This is a genomic window from Bacillus sp. 2B09, from assembly GCF_003946835.1.
In the GTDB taxonomy this organism is placed as follows: Bacteria; Bacillota; Bacilli; order Bacillales; family Bacillaceae; genus Bacillus; species Bacillus altitudinis.
On record NZ_RPSG01000005.1, the window covers coordinates 124,444 to 149,220 of the forward strand.

Genomic DNA, 24,777 nt, shown 5'->3' on the forward strand with positions numbered 1-24,777 from the left:
TATGAGCAAACAGAAGATTCAAAAGGTATATCCTTTAACACCAATGCAAGAAGGCATGTTATATCATGCCATGCTAGACCCTAATTCGTCCTCTTATTTCACACAGCTAGAGCTTGGAATAAGAGGGGAGTTTGATCTCGATCTTTTTGAAAAAAGTCTCAATGAGCTCATCGGCACATATGACATTCTCCGTACAGCCTTTGTCTATCAGCAATTACAGAAGCCTCGTCAGGTTGTACTGGCAGAGCGCAATCTAGATGTGTATAGAAAGAATCTATCTCACCTGAATCATCAGGAACAGCAAAAGGTACTAGATCAATATAAAAAGCAAGTGAGAAAGCAAGGCTTCCATTTAACGAATGATTTGTTATTGAAGGTCGCTGTTTTTCAACTGAATGAAACAAACTGGCATCTCATTTGGAGCAACCATCACATCATCATGGATGGTTGGTCCATGGGAGTTTTGATGAAAAAATTGTTTCATTACTACGAATCTTATCGGAACGGCAAAACGCCGGATCGCTCACAAGGAAAACCTTATGCAGATTATATCCAGTGGCTTGGCAAGCAAAATCAACAAGCAGCGGAAGGCTATTGGAAGGATCGCTTAGACGGTGCGATTCAGCATCAAGGGCTTTTGCAGCAAAAAGAAGCGAACGGACAATATGACCATCAGGAATGGACGTTCACATGGGATGCTGAAATGGTCAGCAGCATTCAAGAGATCGCAAGGAATTGCCAAGTGACAGCACCAAATCTATTCCAGGCTGTTTGGTCGGTTCTTTTAGGCACTTACCATGCGGCACATGATGTCACTTTCGGAACAGTCGTGTCTGGCAGGCCGCCAAGTGTGGCTGGTATTGAACAGATGGCAGGGCTTTTTATCAATACAATACCGGTCAGGGTAGAAATGAATCACGAAGACACCTTCAAACAGCTGTTTCAAAAAGTTCAGCAGCATGCGCTGGAAGCGGAAAACTATGATTTTATGCCGCTTTATGACATTCAGCAACAGGCAGCTGCAGGAGGACAACTCTTCGATCACTTGGTCGGGTTTGAGAACTATCCTTTAGATCAAGAGCTATCTGGTGACACCATGTCGGAACGTCTAGGGTTTTCCATTGATGTAAAAGACGGATTTGAACAAACGAATTTCGATCTAAATGTCCTTGTATATCCAGGTGAAACATGGACATTGAAAATCAAATACAATGCGGTGGCTTTTGAAGAAGAGGTCATTGAAAAAATATCGAAACACCTGACCAACCTCATGAAGCAGATCATCGAAAATCCGGAAGTTCGCCTTCATGACGTGACGTGTATCACTGAAGAAGAAAAACAGCAGATTGAAGCATGGAACAAGACAGAACGAGATTATCCAAAGCATCTGTCTATTCCTGAGCTTCTGAAAGAACGCATTCAAACGCAGCCAGACCATCTGGCGTTAGTCGAAGGAGAGCGGGCATTCACCTATGAAGAACTCGGCCAAGAAATCCATCGTGTTGCGGGACATTTGATTGATAGCGGAGTGAAACAAGAAGATGCCGTCGCAGTGTATATGAATCGATCTGCTGAAGCAGTGATCGCCATTTTAGCGGTTCTTCAAGCAGGGGCTGCTTATGTACCAATTGATCCAGCCCAGCCAGAGGATAGAATCCGCTTTATGCTTGAAGACAGCGGCGCATCCGTTTTGCTCTATGCGGACAGCCAGCCGCCAGTTCATGAAAGCATCCAAGCCGTTCATGTGTCGGACATATCGAATCATTCCAACGGACCATTCGAAGTCGAGACCTCTCCTTCGCAATTGGCGTATATCATGTACACGTCGGGGTCAACCGGCCAGCCAAAAGGTGTTCAAATTGAGCATCAACATATTGTCAGATTGGCATGTTCACAGGAGACACTGGGCTTGAACAAGTCGGATCGTATGGCACATACAGGAGCAGTCAGCTTTGATGCCATTACTTTTGAAATTTTCACCACACTGCTGAACGGTGCAACGCTTTATCCTGTTGACCGTGACACGTTATTGGACATCAACCGGTTTGAACGCTTTATCCAAACGAATCAAATCTCGGCGCTCTTTTTAACGACAGGTTTGTTTAATCAACTCGCTCAGCAGCGACCGCATATGTTTAAAGGATTGTCCAAATTGATCACAGGCGGTGATGTGATCAATGTGAAAAGTGCAGAGCTTGTGAAGAAACATCATCCATCACTTGTTTTACTGAATGCGTATGGCCCCACAGAAAACACCACCATCTCGACCATTTATGAGGTGAGAGGGGATGAAACGGGCACGATTCCAATTGGTCAGCCGATCAATCATTCGTCCGCTTACATTTTAGATGACAATCAAAGACTTCAGCCAATTGGCGCGCCAGGAGAGCTGTATGTTGGCGGAGACGGTGTCTCAAGAGGATATCTCCATCGTCCAGAATTAACAAAGCAAGCATTTATCGCTGATCCTTTCAAGGCAGAAGGGCGTTTGTATCGAACAGGAGATTTGGCTAGGTACGGTTCAAATGGTCAAATCGAATTCCTCGGACGGACAGATGATCAAGTGAAAATCCGTGGTTTCCGTATTGAGCTCGGTGAAATTGAAACGATTCTTCAACAAGAGACGGGGATCGATGATGCGGTTGTGCTCGTCCATGAGTCTCCTTCAGATGAAAAAGAAATGACCGCTTACTATACGGGAACGATCACGGAAGAAGAAGTGCGGGCTCTATTTAATCAAGCACTGCCAGCATATATGGTACCTCATCACGTCATGAAGCTAGATGCTTTTCCGCTTACCGCAAACGGAAAGGTCGATCGAAAAGCTTTACCAACGCCTGACGAAGCTGATCGTGAAGAAATCAGGATCATTCCACCTGAAACCGAGACGGAAAAGGCGCTTGCTCAAATTTGGGAGGAACTGCTTGGAAAAGCGGTGGGAATAGATGAGCATTTCTTCATGACTGGCGGACATTCACTCAAAGCAATGATGATGTCAGCCAAAATCCAAGAAGTGTTCCAAAAGGAAGTTCCGATTCAAGTGATATTCGAAAAGCCAACGGTTCGATCGCTTGCGTCATACATTGACCAGGACGGTCAAGAAGAACAAGGACATCCGATCTTACCCGCAGCGAAGGCGGAGGACTACCCAGTGTCACCAGCTCAGCGGCGCTTATACATTTTACAAACACTTGAACCTAAGAGTACGAACTATCATATTCCGATCGTCTTAACGCTTGAGGGTACGCTCGATCATCAGCGGCTCACCTCAGCATTTGATGAGTTGATTCAAACGCATGAAATCTTAAGAACGAGTTTTCATATGAAAGGCGAGAACATCGTCCAAAGGGTACATGAACGAGCGGCATTTGACCTCCCTGTCCATAATGTAAAGGAAGAAGAGGCCGAGGCATTTCTTGCTGAACGTCAGGCGCCGTTTGATTTGACAGCCGCTCCCCTCCTACGGGCACAGCTGCTCAAAGTGAGTCATGATCGTCATCTATTAGTTCTGGAAGCACATCACCTGATTACAGATGGCAGCTCCATGAAGACGTTCATTCAGGATTTGGCGAAAGCCTATGATGGAGAGGCACTTGCAGAAAGAGCCATTCATTATAAAGACTACGCTGTCTGGCAGTTAAGTGAAGAAGAAACAGAGAAACAGCGTTTGCATGAAGCGTATTGGCTGAAGCAATTCGAAGGAGATGTACCGGTTTTAGATTTGCCGACAGACTACCCGCGTCCAGTGGAACGTGATTTTTCTGGAGAACGGGTGATGTTTGGCTGTGATCAAGCGACAACTCAGCGTATTCATGAGCTGCTCAAGAAAACAGATACGACGCTGTACATGTTCTTGTTATCTGCATTTCAAGTGCTGCTCGCATCCTACAGCGGACAGGAAGATATCATTGTCGGATCTCCTGTTGCGGGGCGAACACATCCAGATATTCAGGACATGCCAGGGATGTTCATCAATACCATTGCGATGCGCGGAAAACCGGAACAAACAAAGTCATTTTTACAGCTGCTTGAAGAAATAAAAGAAACGAGTGTAGATGCTTTTGCACATCAAAGCTATCCGCTCGAAGAGTTAATCGCGCGTCTACCGCTTGATCGTGATACAACCCGAAGCCCGCTCTTTAGTGTTTCGTTTAATATGCAGAACATGGATGTTCCTGCACTAAAGCTCGGCGATCTGAACATTTCGCCTTATGCAATGCAGCACCGATCCGTCAAATTTGATCTGTCTCTAGAAGCATTTGAACGTGAGGGAGAAATAAAACTAAGCCTAGACTATGCAACGGCATTATTTAAAGAGGAAACCATCCGCCGGTTCGGAACACATCTTCTTGCGATTATTCGTGAGGCGGTCCAGCATCCGAATGAACAAATTGGCTTGTTCAACCTCTTGGATCAGCATGAGCAAATGGAGCGGCTGGAGAAAAGGGATGGGGAACAAACAGGTCAACATGAGCCGTACCATGTGCAATTTTCACGTCAAGCCATGGAAACGCCTGATGCCATTGCGGTGATGGATGGTGAAAGGAAGCTGACCTACCGTGAACTAGATCACATGTCCAATGCTCTTTGCAGTGAGCTGAAGATGCAAGGCGTAGAGAAAGAAAGCACAGTCGCACTTATTCTTGATCGATCTGTCTATGTCGTTGTCTCGATGCTAGGTGTAATGAAAGCAGGCGGTGCATTTGTCCCAATTGATCCAGCTTTTCCTACGGAACGTATTCGTTACACATTAAAAGATTCAGGGGCAAAAGTCATCGTGGCAAATGAGTCTCTTGGCGATTCGTATCAGCATCTCAAGTCGATTCAGGTCGTACATGTGGAGAAAGCCGTCCAACGAAACGATTCTCTAGACCTGCCAGACGTATCGGTTGATCAACTGGCTTATGTGATTTACACATCTGGAACAACAGGGAAGCCTAAGGGTGTACAGCTCACGCATCGTAATCTATCACACTACGTCAATTGGTTGACACATGAAGTGACTTTACAAGAATGCGATCGAACGGCACTCCTGTCTTCTTATGCATACGACCTTGGTTACACAAGCATTTTCCCGGTTCTAAAAGCAGGCGGGACACTCTATATTCCTCGTGAAGACGTGTATACAGACCCTGTACGTCTCATGCGTTTTATTGATGAACAAGAGCTGACTTATATCAAAATGACACCATCCTTATTTCATATGATGGCAGATTCAAAGGGATATACATTTGACGCTTTACGGCTTGTGGTATTGGGAGGAGAACCGATTGTCTCTGAAGATGTTGAAACATTTATGAAGCAGCATCCATGCGTGGCAGTAATGAACCATTACGGTCCGACAGAAACAACGATTGGTACAGTGAGCAAGCTAATGACACCGCATGAGCTGGATGCTTTAAAGGAGCGTTCTATCATCGGAAAGCCTATTGCTCATACAAGAGCGCTCGTATGCAATCGTGAGCAGCGCCTTGTCCCTTATGGCGCACCGGGTGAGCTCTACATTTCAGGTGATGGTGTTTCAAAAGGTTATTTGAATCAGCCTGAATTAACAGCAGAGCGTTTTCTTGAAAATCCTTATTTCCCTCAAGAGCGGATGTATCGGACTGGAGATTTGGTCAGACAGCATGCAAATGGGGAGATTGAATTCCTTGGAAGAGTAGACGATCAAGTGAAAATTCGCGGTTATCGAATTGAGAAACAAGAAATTGAGCATGCCGCACGTGCCCTTTTAACCATTCAAAAAGTGTATGTCAAAGTGATCAACACATCTCGTTTACCGGAGCTGGCGTTATATTATACAGCACCTGATCACATTGGAACGTTGACATTTAGAGAAAAGCTTTCAGAGACACTGCCGGATTACATGATTCCTACTTATTTTGTCAAAGTGGATCATATGCCGCTGACGCAAAACGGAAAAGTAGATGCAAAATCTCTGCCGCTTCCTCATGAGGCACATATGAATCGCACGGCACATGCAGCACCAGAAACGGCGCTTGAGCAGACGCTTTGTGATATGTGGTCAGATGTTCTTGAGATTGAAAAAGTCGGCATTGATGACCATTTCTTTGAATTAGGCGGGCATTCTCTGAAAGGCATGGTGCTCATTTCGAAAATCCAAGCCAAACTGAATCAGCATGTACCACTCAAGGTTCTTTTTGAAAAGCCAACAATACGGGAGATAGCTGCCTATTTGGAAGAAGCTGATGCTTCGCTCGTCACATCGATTCAGCCAGCGAAAAAGCAAGATTTCTATCCAGTCTCTTCCGCACAAAAGCGAATGTACGTATTACAGCAGCTACATCCAGAATCCGTCACCTACCATATGCCAGCCGTTTTCATGATGGAAGGAAACCTTGATCTGAAGCAGCTAGAAGGAGCGATTCAAGCTTTAATTGATAGACATGAGTCATTGCGGACAGCCTTTGTTGAAATTGACGGCAGTCCCGTCCAGAAAATTTATCGCCGTGTGCCGTTTACGTTACAGATGGTTGAAGTAGAAAGCGATCAGGTACAATCCGTCGTAGACAACTTCATGACACCATTCTCATTACATCAAGCACCTCTAATGAGAGCGAAAGTGGCAAAGCTGTCTGATGACAAATATGTGTTCATGATGAATATGCACCATATCATCGCAGACGGGGTGACACGCAGTCTGCTCATTCAAGAATTAGCGAAGTTGTATGAGCATAAGACGTTACCGCCAGTTCAGTTGCACTACAAGGATTATGCGGTATGGCAGCAAGAGGAAGAGCAGCAAGTAGCACTTGAAAAACAGCGGCAGTATTGGCTGGAGCAATATGCACAGCCGCCAGAAGACTTAGCACTTCCGCTTGATTTCCCGCGGCCTAGCGTGCAGTCATTTGCAGGAGACCGGATTGATAGATGGCTGTCTGCTGAAAAGGCGCAGCATGTCAAAGCGCTCATGGCTGAAAAAAATGTGAGTTTGAACATGGTGATGCAAACGGCCTTTGCCATTCTCCTTCATAAATTGACTGGGCAGCATGACATCGTCATAGGGGCTGTAACGGCTGGACGTACACATGCGTCAATCGAACGGATTCCGGGCATGTTTGTGAATACACTGGCCCTTCGACATGACGTTCAGTTAGAAGAAACTGCAGAGCATCTGCTAGAAAAAATAAAAGATCACAATCTATCAGCTTATGAACATCAAGGATTCCCGTTTGAGGATTTGGTCGCGCAGTTAGACCTTCCGAAAGACACGAGCCGCAACCCGTTGTTTAGTGTCATGATGACAACGGATGAGCGTGATCTGACGTTACCGAATTTGAATGGACTTACGCTTTCACACAGACAGCAAGAAGCCGTTCAGGCAAAGTTTGATTTAACGCTCGGCATCTTTGAGGAACAAGATCAAATGGGCTTGCGCTTTGAATATGCAGCGGCACTATTTAAAAAGAGTACCATTCAGCGATGGAGTCAATATTTTGAGCGAATCATAGACGAAATGCTTGCGAAATTGAATCAGCCGATCTCGACCATCTCCATCTTAACAAAAGAAGAAGAGCGACATCTGCTTGATGATTGGTCCGGACCTGTCCTAAATGTCCCGACAGATCAAACGGTTCATGCATTGATTGAGGCGAAGTCACAGGAAGTACCTGATCAAAAAGCCGTAACTTTCTGCGGCACAAGCTGGACGTATGAAGAACTGAACAACCGGGCGAATACAGTCGCCGCAAGACTTATGTCCAGCGGCACAAAACCGGGAGACCGCATCGGCATTCTCACGCGTCCATCGCTCGAGATGACAGCCGCTGTTCTTGGGGTTCTCAAGGCAGGTGCGGCATTTGTGCCGATTGATGCCGATTATCCAGCGCAGCGCATTGCCTACATGTTGGAAGATTGCGGGGCAGAGGTCCTTCTGATTCAGAAAGAGCTCACTGCACCACGTTCTTTCACAGGTCATCCCCTCTTCATAGAAGAGGCAGTAGAAGGAGAAGCACACGAGATTCAGGTTCCTGTCAAACCAACGGATCTCGCCTATATGATTTACACATCTGGAACGACTGGACAGCCGAAGGGTGTCATGGTCGAGCACCAGTCTCTTGTCAATCTTGCTTTTTGGCACAATGATGCTTTCCAGGTGACGAAACAAGACCGAACCGCCAAATATGCCGGCTTTGGCTTTGATGCCTCCATTTGGGAGATGTTCCCGACGTGGATCGCCGGCGCAGAGCTCCATATCATCGACGAAGCGATTCGCCTCGATATGATCAAGCTCAATTCGTATTTTAATCACGAAGGCATCACCATTGCGTTCCTGCCAACACAGCTATGTGAGCAGTTTATGTCGATGGACAATCATTCTCTCCGTTACTTACTGACAGGCGGGGACAAGCTAAAACAGGTGAAGCCCGTTCCATACAAACTCGTCAATAACTACGGCCCAACAGAAAATACGGTTGTGGCGACAAGCGGGATCATTGATCCAGATCAAGGCACGCTTCCTATCGGAACAGCGATTGCCAATACTCGTTTTTACATTATGGGTTCGTTATATGACCTCTCGCCGCAAGGCGTACCGGGTGAGCTCGTGATTGCGGGGAAAGGACTGGCAAGAGGCTACTGGAATCTCCCAGAGGAAACGGACAAACGGTTTGTCCCAGATCCGTTTTATCCAGGAGAGCGTATGTACCGTACAGGTGACTTGGTGAAGTGGACAGAGGATGGCGAACTGATCTATCTCGGCAGAAAAGACCATCAAGTGAGTATCCGCGGATTCCGTATTGAGCTGTCAGAAATTGAAGCACAGCTCCTTGCGCTAAATGAAGTGAAAGAAGCCGTCGTGACAACGGTCACAGACGCAAGTGATCAAGACGCTCTTGTCGCTTACGTCATTACAAATGCAGAAACGGCTGCGCTGAAAGAAAGCTTAAAGCGCATCTTGCCTGAATATATGGTGCCATCATGGATCATCAAGCTAGACCAACTGCCAATGACGGCAAATGGCAAAGTGGATCTCAAAGCACTGCCAGCACCTGATGTGGAAGCGAATCAAACAGCATACGAAGCCCCAAGAGATGAAGTGGAAGCACTGCTTTGCGGCATTTGGGAAGATGTACTTGGCGTCAGCCAAGTTGGTATTCACGACCACTTCTTCTTCCTTGGCGGAGATTCGATTAAAGGCATCCAGATGGCAAGCAGACTCACGCAAGAAGGCTGGAAGCTCGATATGAAACTGCTTTTCCAATACCCAACGATTGCGGAGCTTCGCCCATATATCGAAGAAGCGGACCTTCTCACAGCTGATCAGTCAGCTGTGGAAGGAGAGGTCATTTTAACACCGATTCAGCGCTGGTTCTTTGAACGGAACTTTGATCACCAGCACCACTGGAATCTCTCAATGATGCTTCATGCACCAAAAGGGTTTGACTTGGCTGTCACAGAACAAGTTCTGCAAAAACTGCTCTCACATCATGATGCACTGCGCATGGTGTTCAGACAGGAGCATGATGACATGCTGCAATACAATCAGCGGGAGTTGACAGAACCATTTTCAATTATTTCTTGTGATGTTTCAAAAGCGCAAGATGTGAAACAGGCGATTTCCACATACGCCAATGAGTATCAGCGTCAACTGAATCTTGAAAAGGGTCCATTGATGAAAGTGATTTGTTTCCATACAGAAGACGGTGATCACTTACTCATCATCACACATCATCTTGTGATTGACGGCGTTTCTTGCCGGATTTTACTAGAAGACTTTATGTCTCTTTATCATCAGGCAGAAAAAGGAGAAGCAATGGTTCTGCCGCCAAAAACGCACTCTTTCAAAGAATGGGCAGAAGCGATTGAACGATATGCGCAGTCACAGCTGCTAAAAAACCAGAAGGAGTATTGGGCAGCGATTGAAAATAGACCGTTTACGACTTTACCTGTTGACCATGAAGTAAAAGAAAGAAAAGTCGCGGATACGAAAGCGGTCAAAATGCAGCTGACAGAAGCGGAAACCGAGCATCTGTTAACGAATATCCATCTTCCGTACACAACAGAAATGAATGATATTCTTCTATGTGCGCTCGGGCTGGCCGTTCAGGAATGGACAGGACAATCTCATGTACATGTACAGCTTGAAGGTCATGGCAGAGAGGACATTTTATCAGGATTAGATATATCCCGCACAGTTGGCTGGTTTACGAGCATGTATCCAGTCGTTCTTGAAGCGAAACCGAATCAGACCATTGCAGACGCTATCAAAGGAACGAAAGAGATGCTGCGGCGTGTACCAAATAAAGGGATTGGTTACGGTATTTTAAGATACATGACACCATCCGAACCGTCAGTCAAACACGTGCAGCCTGAAATCAGCTTGAACTATCTTGGGCAGATTGATCAGGAAGTGACGACAGAACTCTTTGGGCCCTCAACCTATGATATGGGCCGTCAAGCAAGCCTTGAATCCGAAGCTGTTTATAAGCTGAACCTCAGCGGTCTTGTTCAGCACAATCAATTCATTCTGTCGTGCTCATATTGTGCAAGTGAATATGAAGAACAAACGATACAGCAGTTCATCGCATTGTTGAAGGAGAAAATCAGATCTATCATCACCCATTGCTTAGCGCATCAAGAGCGAGAATTTACGCCAAGTGACTTCTCGGCGGCAGACCTTGAAATGGATGAAATGGACGATATCTTTGACATGCTCGAGGAGAAATTGACCTAACACCACTAGATCAGTCATGAAAAAGGGAAAGGAGGAATGAAATAGATGAGTCAATTTAAAAGGGATCAAGTTCAAGATATGTACTATCTGTCACCGATGCAAGAAGGAATGCTGTTTCATACCCTCCATCATCAAGAAAAAGGTTTTTATGTAGAACAAATGGATATGAACGTGAAAGGCACACTTCGGTCTGATCTGCTTGAGAAAAGCATGAATATCATTGTGGAACGGTACGATATTTTTCGTACCGTGTTCCTCCACGAAAAAGTGAAGCGTCCTGTCCAAGTTGTATTAAAGAATCGACCTTTCCAGCTTGATGTTGTGGACATACAGGATCTTTCTGAAAGTGAACAGCTTGAACGTATTGATCGTTTTAAACAAAAGGATCAGCTGAGAGGATTTGATCTCTCAAAGGATCTGCTCATGCGGGCCTCCGTTTTTCAAACGGGTCCTTCAAGCTATCGCTGGATATGGAGCTATCACCATATCCTTCTAGATGGCTGGTGTTTTGGTCTAGTTGTGCAGGAATTGTTTGCGATTTATCATGCACTTTTGCATGACATCCCTTATAGGCTGGAACCAGTCAAGCCATATAAAGAATATATTCAATGGCTGGAAAAACAAGATAAACAAGTCTCACTTGAATATTGGACGCAATCTTTGGCTGGCTTTGAGGGGCAGTCGACTTTTAAAGAACAGCGAAAGCAAACAAATAAGCATGAATTAGGCGAAATCGAATGGGCCATGAGTAAAGAAGAAACTGCTGCTTTATCAGAGTTAGCCTTGCAGCAGAATGCCACGTTAAGCAGTGCGCTTCAATCGGCTTGGTCCATTTTACTAAGCAGGTATCAGCGCTCAAACGATGTGTTGTTTGGAACGGTTGTGTCAGGACGTCCGGCAGATTTAGCTGGTGTGGACCGGATGGTGGGGTTGTTCATCAATGTCATTCCAAGACGAATTCAGCTGACAGACCAAATGACGTTCCGTTCTCTATTATCAGAAACGCAGCAGCAGTCTTTAGCGGCTGAACCGCACCAATATATCCCGATTTATGATATTCAGGCTAAGGCAGGTCAGCAGCAGCTCATTGATCATATTGTGGTGTTTGAGAATGTCCCTGCTGCAAAGAAAGACGAGCAGGAGTCACTGCTTGGCTTTACAGTAGAAGACATGAATGTCTATGAAAAATCGAACTATGATCTCAATTTACTGGCGTCGCCCGGGGAACAATTGCAGCTGAAGCTGGCCTTTAATCAGCGTGCATTTGATCCTGCATTTGTCCGTAAATTAAAGGATCAGCTGACCCTTTTGATCAAAGAGGCCATCAAACATCCAGATCAGTCAGTTCATACACTGACACTTGTGACAAAGCAGGAAAAGCAGCGAATGTTAGAGGAATGGAATGCACCTGAGCTGGAGCATGATCAGCTTTATTTGACAAAGTGGTTTGAGCATAATGTCCGAAAACAGCCGAATGCAGTGGCATTATCAGCAGGTGATCACACGATGACATATGCGGAGCTGAACGAACAAGCCAATCGACTGGCAAGGCATTTACAAAAAAATGGGGTGGGTCATCAAACGGTGACCGCCATTTTAGCAGAGCGGACACCTGAACTCATTGTCAGCTTACTCTCTGTCTTAAAAGCAGGTGCCACCTATGTGCCGATTGATCCAGATTATCCAGAAAGCCGTATCCAATATATGCTGAAAGACAGCGGAGCGACGCATCTTCTGACTCATTCATCCTTTATCAGTCAGACGAGGTCACTCGCATTTGATGGCACGTATCTTTTTGCAGATGATCAAGAAATTTTACTGATGAGCTCAGAGAATCTGCCACTTGAAGCTGGTTTAAATGATACGGCATACATCATGTATACATCTGGAACAACCGGACAGCCAAAAGGCATCATGACGACCCATTCCAATATTGCCCGGGTGGTCAAAAATACGAATTACTTAACCATTTTAGAAACAGATACATTGCTGTCGTTATCAAATAGCGTATTTGATGGCTTTACATTTGATGTATATGGTGCGCTTTTAAACGGAGCAAAGCTTGTCTTGCCGCAAAAAGAAACCATTTTAGATATGGGGAAGCTCACTGAGCTGATAAAAGGAGAGCATATTTCTGTCATGTTTGTCCCAACCGCTTTATTCCATCTTCTCGTTGATGAAGGAACAGACTGGATGCGCGGTGTGCGTAAGGTGCTGTTTGGGGGAGAGAGGGCATCGGTTCAGCATGTGAGAAAAGCCTTTGATGTGATGGGAAAAGGCAGATTGTTGAATGTATACGGACCAACCGAATCAACGGTTTTTGCCACATATTATCCGATAGATGAAGCGATCCCTTTAGAGGCACGTTCTATTCCAATTGGGAAGCCGCTCAACCAGACGGGCGCTTATATATTGAGTGAGCACAGACAGCTTCAGCCGATTGGAATGGTTGGAGAGCTTTGTCTGAGCGGCAAAGGACTGGCAAAAGGGTATTTGAATCGTCCTGATCTGACAAAACAAGTCTTTATCGCCCATCCATTCGCTGCGGGTGAGCGCCTGTATCGCACGGGGGATTTAGCTTACTTTCGAGAAGACGGTCTGATTGAGTATGCAGGCAGAGTTGATGATCAGGTAAAAATTCGAGGACACCGAATTGAACTGACAGAAATTGAAGCCAACCTTCTCATGCATCAAGGTGTAAAACAAGCTGTACTCCTAGCGGATCATGATGAAACCAATCATACAAGGCTGCTTGCCTATATCACGTGTGATGATGCATGGAAAGGGAAACTCGATGACATCAAATCAAGGCTGAAAGAGCGTCTTCCAGCTTATATGCTGCCTCATGAGCTGATTGAACTGGAGAACCTCCCACTTACGCCAAACGGGAAGGTTGATAAACGCCAGCTACCAAAACCAGAGGCACCGCAAGGAAACCGCCGTGTGAAACTGCCCGCAAATGAAGTGGAACAAAAGCTGCTGGTAATGTGGCGGGAAGTACTTGAACGAGAGGATATTAGCACAGATGACCATTTCTTTGAGCTTGGCGGACATTCTTTAAAAGCAATGTCTCTTTTGTCCAAAGTATCAAAAGAGTTTGAGGTTCAGGTGCCAATCCATTTGTTGTTTGAGACCCCGACGATTGAAGCGCTTAGTCATTATATTCAGCATCAGGACGGGGAAACCGCTGGCTATCTTGTATTCAATGAATCTCAAACATCAACAGTCTTTGCTCTTCCGCCATTACCAGGCTACGGCTTTATCTATCAGGAAGCAGCAAAAACGCTTGATGATGTTCGGCTAGTCGCTTTTGATTTTATTGAAACGAATAACCGAATGGCGCAGTACGTTCAGCATATTCAGCACCTTCAGCCAAAAGGGCCGCTGACGTTGATGGGGTACTCAGGCGGATGTTACCTCGCCTTTGAGCTTGTTCAAGCGCTTGAACAAGTAGGACGGACAGTCGAGAAGGTCATCATGATCGATTCCTATAAGAAAATTGGAGAAAGTGATTTAGAAGGACGATCCATTGATGATGATATTGAAGCGATTGTTCATCAAACGAAACAAAGCGAGCTTGCTCAAGGGGAGATCGTTCAAGAAGCGCTTGCCCAAAAGACGCGCGCCTACTATGAAACGTTTGTTAAGGGGGTGAATCAAGGCAAAATACAGGCAGATATTACGTTCATCCAATCTGAAGAACAAATAGCGATCCCGGACTGGATGGAAGAGTGGACACAGGCAACGGCCGGATCTTTTACCCAATACCAAGGCTATGGCCGGCATGCTGATATGTTCAAACAGAAAGAATGTGCAGCTCAAAATGCAAAGCTGATCAAACATATTGTCAATCAAACAAATAGAGAACGAGTCTTGTAAACTTTAGATTAGGCAGGATGTTTGCAGTCCTGCCTAACAAAAAAGGAAAGGAACTCATATGAAACCATCAACCATTAACCAAACGAGTATACATGAATCAATGGATGCGATTTTACAAGATGTAAAGACAACCATTTTACAAACCAACGAAATCGAACGCTTCGCTGTTTTTTCACGTGAAAAAACCATTCGACCGCGGCCGTATCACCTCTCTCATTTATTTCTCGACAAGCACATTGAGCAGGAGGCCGCAGCGGAAGCGATACAGACGCAAACGGCTGTACCTGCTTTGGCCGACATGCCACCCGCTCTTTCCTATGGAGGGGATCTCGACGTCACACAAGGCGCACAGACCTTACAGGAAGTCTTAACAGAGGCTGCAAAAACGACAAATGGGCTTACGTATATCGTGAATAGCAAGAACGAACTCACACAATCTTATGCACAGTTACAAGGAGACGCCGAGAGGGTTCTGACTGGTTTAAGGGCACTGGGGCTTAAGGCAGGCGATCCTGTTTTCTTTCAATTCTCATCGAATCATGCCATGGTCACTGCCTTTTGGGCATGTGTATTAGGCGGATTTGTTCCAACGCTTGTGTCGGCTGCCCCAACCTATCGGGAGATGAATGCTGCAGTGAAGAAGCTTCATCACGCTTGGAAGCTGCTCGAGCATCCGCTCATCCTAACAGATGACTCACTGATCGAGGAGGTGCAAGGGTTAGCCTTACTGTGGCATACAGACCAAATACGTGTCGCAGCAGTTGAGCCGATGCTGACATTAGAAAGAGATACAGCCGCTCACCCTGTCGCGCCGGATGATTCCGTCTTCTTTATCTTAACGTCTGGAAGTACAGGGATGCCAAAGTGTGTAGAGCATTCCCATAGAAGTGTGCTGGCGAACGTCAAAGGAACAGTGGCAGCAAATCAATTTACACAAGAGGATGTCTCGTTAGACTGGATGCCTTTAGATCATATTGGTGGCATCGTGATGTTCCACCTTGTCAATGTGTACACAGGCTGCGAGCAGATTCGGGCAAGAACAGATGACTTTATCGCTCAGCCGCTGCGGTGGCTTGACTGGATGGACCGCTACCGTGCAACGAAGACGTGGGCACCTAACTTTGCATTTGCGATGATCAATGATTATGAGAAAGAGATTTCATCAGGATCTTGGGATCTGTCGGCGATGACCTGCATGATCAATGGGGCAGAGGCGGTCGTGCCAAAAACCATCCACCGATTTCTACACCTGCTTGCTCCGCACGGCTTAAAGGGAGATGTGATCAGACCGGCTTTCGGCATGTCTGAAATCTCATCAGCGGTTGTGTTTTCCTTTGCGATTGAGCGTGGAGATGAAAACAGCGGGGTTCTGACCTTTGAGGAAACGTCGCTGACAGAGCAGCTAAGACCAGCAGAAGCACGTGAGACAGGAACCGTCAGCTTTACAGAGTTGGGCAAACCGATTCCAGGTATCACGATACGCATCGTCAATCATCAGCATGAGCTTCTTCCAGAAGATCATATTGGCCGTGTGCAAATAAAAGGTCCAACCACCATGAAGGGCTATTACCGGAATGACGAAGCGAATCAAGAAGTATTTCAAGCGGATGGCTGGTTTCACACGGGTGATTTAGGTTTCCTGCACGAAGGAAGGCTGACACTAACCGGTAGAGAAAAAGACATGATTATCATCAACGGGAAAAACTATCACAACTATGAAATTGAAGCCATAGCAGAGGAAGTACCGGGAGTAGAAACGAGCTTTGTGGCTGCTTGTTCTGTCCGAATGGAGGCTTCTGCATCCGATGAACTGATTCTCTTTTTTACACCGAAGCTGTATGAGCCGGCTTATATTATGAGGGCAAGTCAGCACATTAAATCCCATATTGCAACAAAAATGGGCTTGTCTGCATCTCGCATCATTCCTGTCCAGAAGCATGCATTTCCCAAAACAAGCTCTGGAAAAATAGAAAGGGCACAGCTCAAGACAAGATGGCAAGAAGGCGAATTTGATGAAATGATCATGGAAATGGACATGAGACTTGAAAATGAACATACCTTGCCTGATTGGAGTTATCAAAAGAAATGGATACCTGCTCCACTTGATGCAGCTGACAAGCAGATCATAGGGGACGTTGTGATCTTTGCAGATCCATTAGGACTGGCAGATCAATTGAAATCTTTTGCAAACAGTGAACAAACATACATTACGGTTGAACCGGGTCAAGCGTTCAAACAACTCACACACACTCACTTCATCATCCACCCGAATCGGCCGTCTGACTACGAACAACTCTTTGAGACGCTCCGTTCGTATGGCGTTTCGGTGAAACACATCATTCACCTTTGGAACTATACAAACCAAGAAGACAAACTTTATGTGGCGAAGGCGAAACAAGCGCAGAAAACGGGCAGCATGAGTGCATTATTTTTAACAAAAGCCATTTCCGTCTATGAGGAGCAGGTGGCCATCACTTTTGTCTCAGCCCATGCGATGAATGTGCCGGAGGATCACATCCACGATGTAGAAAAAGCAACGACAGCCGGACTGATGACAGCAGTTCAGCATGAATGGCCGTTTATCAAGGTGCAATGTCTTGATTTTTCTCTAGTAGAATCGGTATCTAGTCATTCCCATGCAATGGCGATGATGGCAGAACTCACACATGACCAAGACTGTCATGTTGTTGCTTATCGTCAAGGTGTTCGTTATATTCCCTTTTTAGCACCTCTTCATTTGGAAAAGGAACAGAAAAGGGAAGAGCCGCCATTTGAATCATCTGGGCTTTATGTCATAACAGGCGGGCTAGGCGGAATTGGCCGTTTAGTCAGTGAACACCTACTGACATCTTATCAAGCACATCTCGTGTTGCTTGGAAGGAAAGAGAGAGAGGCACTTTCTAGTGACCAGCAAGAGACATTGGCTTTGCTAGAAAAGCAGGCAAAAGTGCATGGCGGCAAGGTTCTTTATGAGAAAGCAGACATCACGGCTGAAAAAGAGGTAGAAGCGATCATCTCTAGACATGAGGTCGCCGGAAATCGAAGGCTGGATGGCATCATTCATTTCGCAGGTATTATTCAAGAAGAACTGCTTGCTGATATGACATCTGTGTCTCTGAATGACATGTACGAAGCGAAGGTATATGGAACGATTGCGCTTCATGAAGCTGCCTCCAAACGCAGGAATGTTTTATTTCTTTCAAGCTCGTCAGCCCGAACGCTAAAGGGCGGTATGACTGTCGGCGCCTATTGCGCTGCCAATGAGTTCGTGGAACAGTTTGCTCATTATCAGAAGCTGACATCTACAGTGAAGCCATATTGCTTTAGTTTCAGCATGTGGGACGAGATTGGCATGAGTGAAGGCTCCATGATAAAAGGCATGTTAAAAGAAAGAGGTTATCTCCCAATTTCAAAGCAGGCAGGCTTCCAAACGATGCTCGCATGTCTGATGACAGATGCTCCGCTCATTTATGCGGGATTGGATCGATCGAAAAAAGAGATTCACGAGATGGTCCATGCGGATGCGGAGATGCAAACAGAGCAGACCTTTTACGTCTTTTTCAAAACTGATCAAACAAAGGCGGTTGAAGAGCGGCTGTATCAATCGATTCATACGTGTTTACAGTCCCGTCTATCTGGTGAATATGCCGTGCATTTGTTTCCTGAGGAATATTGGAAAGAAACAGAAGATGGATCGCCAGACGAGGCATATTTTCATGAATTAATAGAGGAAAGCGGAATGGATTCAGACAACAGAGCACCTCACACAGAAACGGAGAAACTGCTCGCACACATTTGGTCAGAGTTGCTCGATGTCTCGGATGTCAGCTGCGGCGATCATTTCTTTTTACTAGGAGGTCATTCGCTGAAGGCGACGCAAATGCTGTCTGCGGTTAGACAAAAAACAGGGTTTGCCGTGCCACTTGCTGTGTTGTTTGAACATACGAGACTCGGAGAATTAGCGGATTGGATCGATTCAAATGCCAAAGCAGATGAAGTGATTCCGATGAGAAAAATGGAGAAGGGTCAGGACATTCCGATGTCTTATGCCCAGCAAAGACAGTGGTTCCTCTATCAATTAGAGCCGGATTTGCCATTATACAATAATACGATTTCGTTTCGGATGAATGGGCCTTTAGATATCAAGGTGCTTCAGGAAAGTCTGCATCATATGGTGGAAAGACATGAATCGCTCAGAACGTCCTTTACGATGAGCGGGGATGAACCGGTACAGGTCATTCATGAACAGATGGCCCTTCCAGAGCTTGAGGTGATGGACCTTTCAGGCATAGCGTCACAGGAAGAGAAAGAACAAAAAGCGGCTGAATGGGCGAAAGAAGAGGCATCCACACCTTTTCAATTAGAACACGAAGCGCTCTTTCGAGTGAAGCTGATTCGACTTTCACCCGCAGAGCATATCTTGCTGATGTCCATTCACCACATCGTGTCAGATGGCTGGTCGATCGGCATTGTTGCAAGAGAATTATCCGAGTGGTATACAGCGGAGATCGAAGGGCGGGAGCCTCACTTGCCGGCACTGCCTATTCAATATGCGGATTACGCACTGTGGCAGAAGGAGTATTTGACAGGAGAGCCACTAGATAAGCAGCTTGCCTATTGGAAGGAGCAATTTGCGGCACCTGTTGAAGATTTGGTATTGCCGTATGATCATCCGCGGCCGGCCGTTCAATCCTACAAAGGGAAGACGAAAACATATCAGCTGTCGAAGTCACTGTCTGAAAAGATTGATGAGCTATCTAAGAAAACAGACAGCACACTGTATATGACCTTGCTGTCGGCTTTCTCTACGCTATTACATCGATTGTCTTCACAGGACGAGTTTGTCATTGGCTCGGTCATTGCTGGGAGAAATCGAACGGAAATGGAGCATTTAATCGGATTTTTCGTGAATACATTGGCGCTTCGGATCGACCATAGCGGGAATCCAGCCTTTACGGAATTATTAGAGCGAGTGAAGGAGACAACCGTCGGTGCTTATGCACATCAGGATGTGCCGTTTGAGATGGTGGTCGATGAATTGAATATTGTGCGTGATGCCAGTAAGCAGCCGCTGTTTCAGGTCATGTTTGTTCTGCAAAACCTACCGCTGGAAGCTTCTCCAATGGGAGAGGCGACGTCGGTTTTAGCCATTGAGGATAATGATACAGCGAAATTTGATCTCTCTCTGTTTGTGTTTGAAGGAGCTGAAGGGCTTCAGTTAAAGCTTGAGTATCATGCGGATTTATTTTCTGATGACACGATGGAGCGATTCCTTGCATACTACGAGCACCTGCTTGAAGGAATTTGTGAAAATCCAGCGCAGCCGATCAGACAAGTGAATTTCCTGCCAGAGAAAGAAAAGCATCAATTGCTCTATGAATGGAGCGGAAAGACTGATCAACCAAAAGGTCCGCTACTCATGACGGAACGATTTGAAGCGCAAGTGAAAAAGACACCTCATGCAGTGGCGCTTGAGTTTCAAGGAGATGAGTGGACGTACCGGGAGTTACACGAGAAAGTCGATCGTCTAGCAGCCTATTTGCAGCAGCGAGGCGTGACGCCGCATGAACCAGTTGGACTGCTCATCGACAGATCGCCTGAAATGATTCTTGGGGTGCTGGCCATTGTGAAAGCAGGCGGGGCTTATGTGCCAATTGATCCTGAATATCCAGATGCCCGCATTGATTATATGCTGAGAGATACAGGTATTCAGCTTTTACTGACAAAAAATGAATGGCTGAAAAAAGTATCCATCAATCAAACGGAACTCATTTGTCTTGATCAAGGGTATGAAGAATTTTTACCAGAAGCAGAAGTCATGCCCGCTGCACTAAGACCTGATGGACTTGCTTATATCAATTACACATCGGGGTCAACTGGACAGCCAAAAGGAGTACTGATCCCGCATCAAGCGGTCGTCCGGCTTGTGTGTGAAACAGACTATGTCACCCTTAATGAACAAACGCGCATTTTACAAATCGCCAGCTTCTCTTTTGATGCTTTTACGTATGAAATATGGGGAGCCCTTTTAAACGGGGGAAGGCTCATACTGACGGATCGAAATACCATTTTATCAATGGATACATTAGCGGAAGCACTAAAAACTTATCAGATTACAACAGGGTTCCTGACTGTGCCGCTGTTCAACCGTTTAACAGAAGAGCATCCAGAAGCTTTATCTGGACTTCATGCATTATTGATCGGCGGAGATGCCTTATCAGCCGCTCATATCCGAAAAGCACTACCATATTTGCCTGAAGGGCTTTTAAATGGTTATGGACCAACAGAGAATACAACATTCTCCTGTGTGCATCACATTCGGGCACTGGAAGAAGATCAGGCGACGGTCCCGATTGGACAGCCTATTGCTTATTCACAAGCTTATGTATTAGATGACCAAATGCAGCCAGTTCCGCAAGGCGTCATCGGCGAAATTTATGTTGGCGGCACAGGGCTAGCACTTGGTTACCTTGGAGATGAAGAAAAAACAGCATCATCATTTATCCCGCATCCTTTCCAAGAAGGAGCGCGTTTATATAAAACAGGCGATATGGGCCGCTGGCTGTCAAATGGCATCATTGACTGTCTTGGAAGAATCGATCATCAAGTGAAAATTCGTGGACACCGCGTGGAATGCGGAGAAATTGAAGCCGCTATGCTGACATTTGATGACATCACAGAATGTGCCGTTATCCCGCATCAGCACGAGAGTGGTCATAAGCGATTGATCGGTTATTTTGTCCAAAAAGGCGGCATGACCACGCAAGACATTCGCCATAACTTAAAAGACATTCTGCCAGATTATATGGTGCCAAGCCTATTAATAGAGCTGGATGAATTACCGCTCACGCCAAATGGCAAGGTAGACCAAAAGCGTCTTCCACCGCCAGAGTGGAGACAAGAAGAAGTAGAAACAGCCATTGATAGAGCAGCTACTGAGGAAGAACGTGTGTTAGAAAAAGTGTGGTCTCAGCTGCTAGGCGTTCCTTCTATTGGCGTCCATGATAACTACTTTGAGCTTGGCGGTGATTCTATTATTGTCATACAAATGGTGGCACGTTTAGCACAGGAAGGCTACGTCATCCAGCCGAGAGATGTATTTGAAAAACAGACCATCTCACAACTCGCACAAGTGATGAGAAAGGCAGAGGTCTCTACGGTCTATGATCAATCACCTGTGACAGGAGAGGTTCGTCTTCTCCCGATTCAATCTTGGTTCTTTGAGCAATCGATGACCAATCAAGATTATTGGAATCTATCGGCGCATATTGAAATGAAGCGATCTGTTCCACATGAACAGTTAACACAGGTTCTTTCAAAACTGGTCGATCATCACGATATGCTGAGAGCTATATATACAAAAGAGGCAGATGGCACATGGATTCAAACCATTCGTGAGCCTGGCATCACACCTTGTGTCACATTCTTTGATGTGACGAATGTATCTCAGGAGGAAGCACGGGAACAAATCCGCTTGGAGACAAGTGCCTGTCAAGGAACATTGTCATTAGAGCGCGGAGAAGTGATCAAAGCGATTCTTTTTCATACAGGTGAAGACACGTCTGAGCTCTTTATTGCTGCACACCATCTCGTCATGGATGGCATATCATGGCGCATGATACAAGAAGATGTACTAAATGGATTGAAACAGCTTGCTACGGGGCAGGACATCCTATTTGCGAAAAAAACCGCCTCCTATAAGCAGTGGGCAGATGCATTATATGAATATGCACAAACAGATCAATTACAAGCGCAGGCCTCTTTTTGGCAAAAAATCAAGGATCAAGAGGAAGAAGGTTCTCCTTTCCAACTGCCTGCGCTTTCTAATATAGAAGAACATGCAGAGATCCTGTCGGTTCAGCTCACAAAGGAACAAACAGATAGGTTACTTAGACAGGCCTCACAAGCATACCGAACAGAGATTAACGATTTACTGTTATCAGGACTCACGCAAGCCATTGGAAAGCCAATGCTCATCACGTTAGAAGGGCATGGACGCGAGGATTTATTTGAACAGATGGATTTGTCACGGACAGTCGGCTGGTTTACAAGCTCTTATCCTATTTTTATTCCTTTTATACAAACCGATGTTGCAAGACAAATCAAAGACGTCAAAGAAACCTTACGAGCTGTGCCGCAAAAGGGAATCGGCTATGGTTTGCTTCAATACATGACAGAATCTCGTTTACTCAAAACGGTAACGCCGCAGATGAGTTTTAATTACCTCGGTCAGTTAGATCAGGCAGATGGCGAAGCCAAGCTTTATATAGCAGACGAACGAAATGGACATGTTCACGATCCGAAAGCAGAAAGACAGCATTTGATCGATGTGTATGGATATGTGACAGATGGTCAGTTGCAGATGAACTTTATGATCAATCGTGAACTGCTGCAAGATCAAGAGGTGCGGTTGTTACCTGAACGTTTTAAAGAAAAAATGGAGATCATCTTGGCGCATTGTGTTGAAACGAGCGGCGGCTTTACACCATCTGATTTTCCGATGGTTCAGCTCACGCAAAAGCAAATAGATGAACTTCCAGACAATGTAGTCGATGTGTATCCGCTGTCTCCAATGCAGCAAGGAATGCTGTTTCATGCACTGCTAGATCAAGCCTCACAAGCTTATTTTGGTCAGGTGCATATGACGCTCCAAGGCTTAACAAACGGTGATGCCTATGAACAAGCTTGGAATCTGCTTGTAGAACGTCATTCGATTTTGAGAACAAAATTCGCTTGGGAAGGGCTGAAGGAGCCTGTTCAGTTCATTCAATCAGAAAGAAGCATCCACCTCACTCAGCACGATGTGCGCCACCTGAGTGATGCGGAGCAAGAAGAGACAATCGAACACTTTTTAGTATCTGATCGTTCAAAGGATTTCCATTTAGACCATATAGATGAACCGCTTATTCGGATTGCTTTATTCCATTGTGATGAGGAAAGATGCACGTTTGTCTTTAGTTTTCATCACATTTTAATCGATGGCTGGAGTTTGTTCAGTTTTATTCAGGAATCCTTTGCGCTGTATCGCTCTCTTGTGGACGAACGAGAGATCAGTCTTTCTACAGTCCGTCCATATAAAGATTTTATCGAATGGCTGCAAAAGCAGGATCAAGAGAAGGCGCAAAAATTCTGGCAGCGTTATATGTCAGGCGTAGAGGAAGCGACACCGCTTCCAGGAGACGGCGAAGAACATGCTTCAGACCAAGAAGCAAGCATGGCGCAGTCCAGCGTCAAACTGACGCCAGAGATGCAGCAGAGGCTGGAGAAGATGACTGGCAAGCAGAAGGTCACGATGAGCACACTGATTCAATCAGCGTGGGGACTGCTCTTGCACCTTCATTCGGGCGCAGAGGATGTCATATTTGGGGTGACCGTATCTGGCCGGCCAGCCGACTTACCAGAAGTGGAAAGCATGACAGGGCTCTTTATTAACACATTGCCGCTTCGTCTACCGATCCATTCGGACTGGACGATTGCACGATTGCTCGCCCATACACAGGAAACCGTTTTTCAGATGAGAGAATACGAGTATACCGTACTGCCAGATATTCAGCAGATGACGGAAATTCCAAATGGAGAGGCATTGTTCCACAGCATTGTCGTGTTTGAAAACTATCCGATTGAGTCCATTGAGCCGTATGGCGTACGCATTTTAGACATCGCCAGTCATGAAGAAACAAATTATGACTTAACCCTTGTCGCAGTGCCGGGAGATACGCTGGAGCTTCGGATCACATACAACTTACATCAATATACAGAAAAGCAAATACAAACGCTGATGCAGCAGCTGATTCACACACTTGAAGCCATGACAGAACAAGTGGATACGCCGCTATCTTCCTTCACACTTGTGACAAGTGAGGAAAAAGAGCGGATGATCAGTGATTGGGCGAAAAACGCACATGTCAGCGTGCTATACCCAGACCAAGAAGAAGTTTATGCAGGCGTACATGATCCTGCCTATGAAACGGAAATATATGTCCTGAATGAAGAACATCAGCTCATGCCGATTGGATTTCCTGGAGATATTTTTATCGGCGCCAAAGAGATCAAAGCACTTTTTGGAGAGCTAGCCGATTGGATGGAGGCGCATAAAATTCCGCATCCATTCAAACATCAAACAGGCGAATACCTTTATCCGACAGGGGATGTCGGCGTTTGGACGGAAGAAAGCAAGATTCAGATTTTGGATTGGATGTAGG

General features: G+C 45.7%; 3 protein-coding genes. All 3 read left to right on the forward strand.

Annotated features, from left to right (window positions below):
* The first annotated feature begins 1 nt into the window (after position 1).
* Genes EBQ12_RS11780 through EBQ12_RS11790 form a run of 3 tightly spaced genes read left to right on the forward strand, consistent with a single transcriptional unit; the run spans position 2 to position 24,776 of the window.
* Complete coding sequence (locus EBQ12_RS11780) at positions 2-10,696, forward strand: non-ribosomal peptide synthetase (protein WP_125590111.1); 10,695 nt, start codon at positions 2-4, stop codon at positions 10,694-10,696.
* A gap of 45 nt (positions 10,697-10,741) precedes the next feature.
* Positions 10,742-14,575, forward strand: a complete 3,834-nt coding sequence (locus tag EBQ12_RS11785; protein ID WP_125590113.1) for a non-ribosomal peptide synthetase — start codon at positions 10,742-10,744, stop codon at positions 14,573-14,575.
* Positions 14,576-14,633: 58 nt separating this feature from the next.
* Positions 14,634-24,776 carry a non-ribosomal peptide synthetase gene (locus EBQ12_RS11790; RefSeq protein WP_125590115.1) on the forward strand — a complete coding sequence of 3,381 codons (10,143 nt, stop codon included), beginning with the start codon at positions 14,634-14,636 and terminating at the stop codon, positions 24,774-24,776.
* Position 24,777: the final 1 nt, after the last annotated feature.

Bases quoted from the DNA above. Each gene is read 5' to 3' on its own strand.
- EBQ12_RS11790 (WP_125590115.1), top strand. From the start codon at position 14,634: ATGAAACCATCAACCATTAACCAAACGAGTATACATGAATCAATGGAT.
- EBQ12_RS11785 (WP_125590113.1), top strand. From the start codon at position 10,742: ATGAGTCAATTTAAAAGGGATCAAGTTCAAGATATGTACTATCTGTCA.
- EBQ12_RS11780 (WP_125590111.1), top strand. From the start codon at position 2: ATGAGCAAACAGAAGATTCAAAAGGTATATCCTTTAACACCAATGCAA.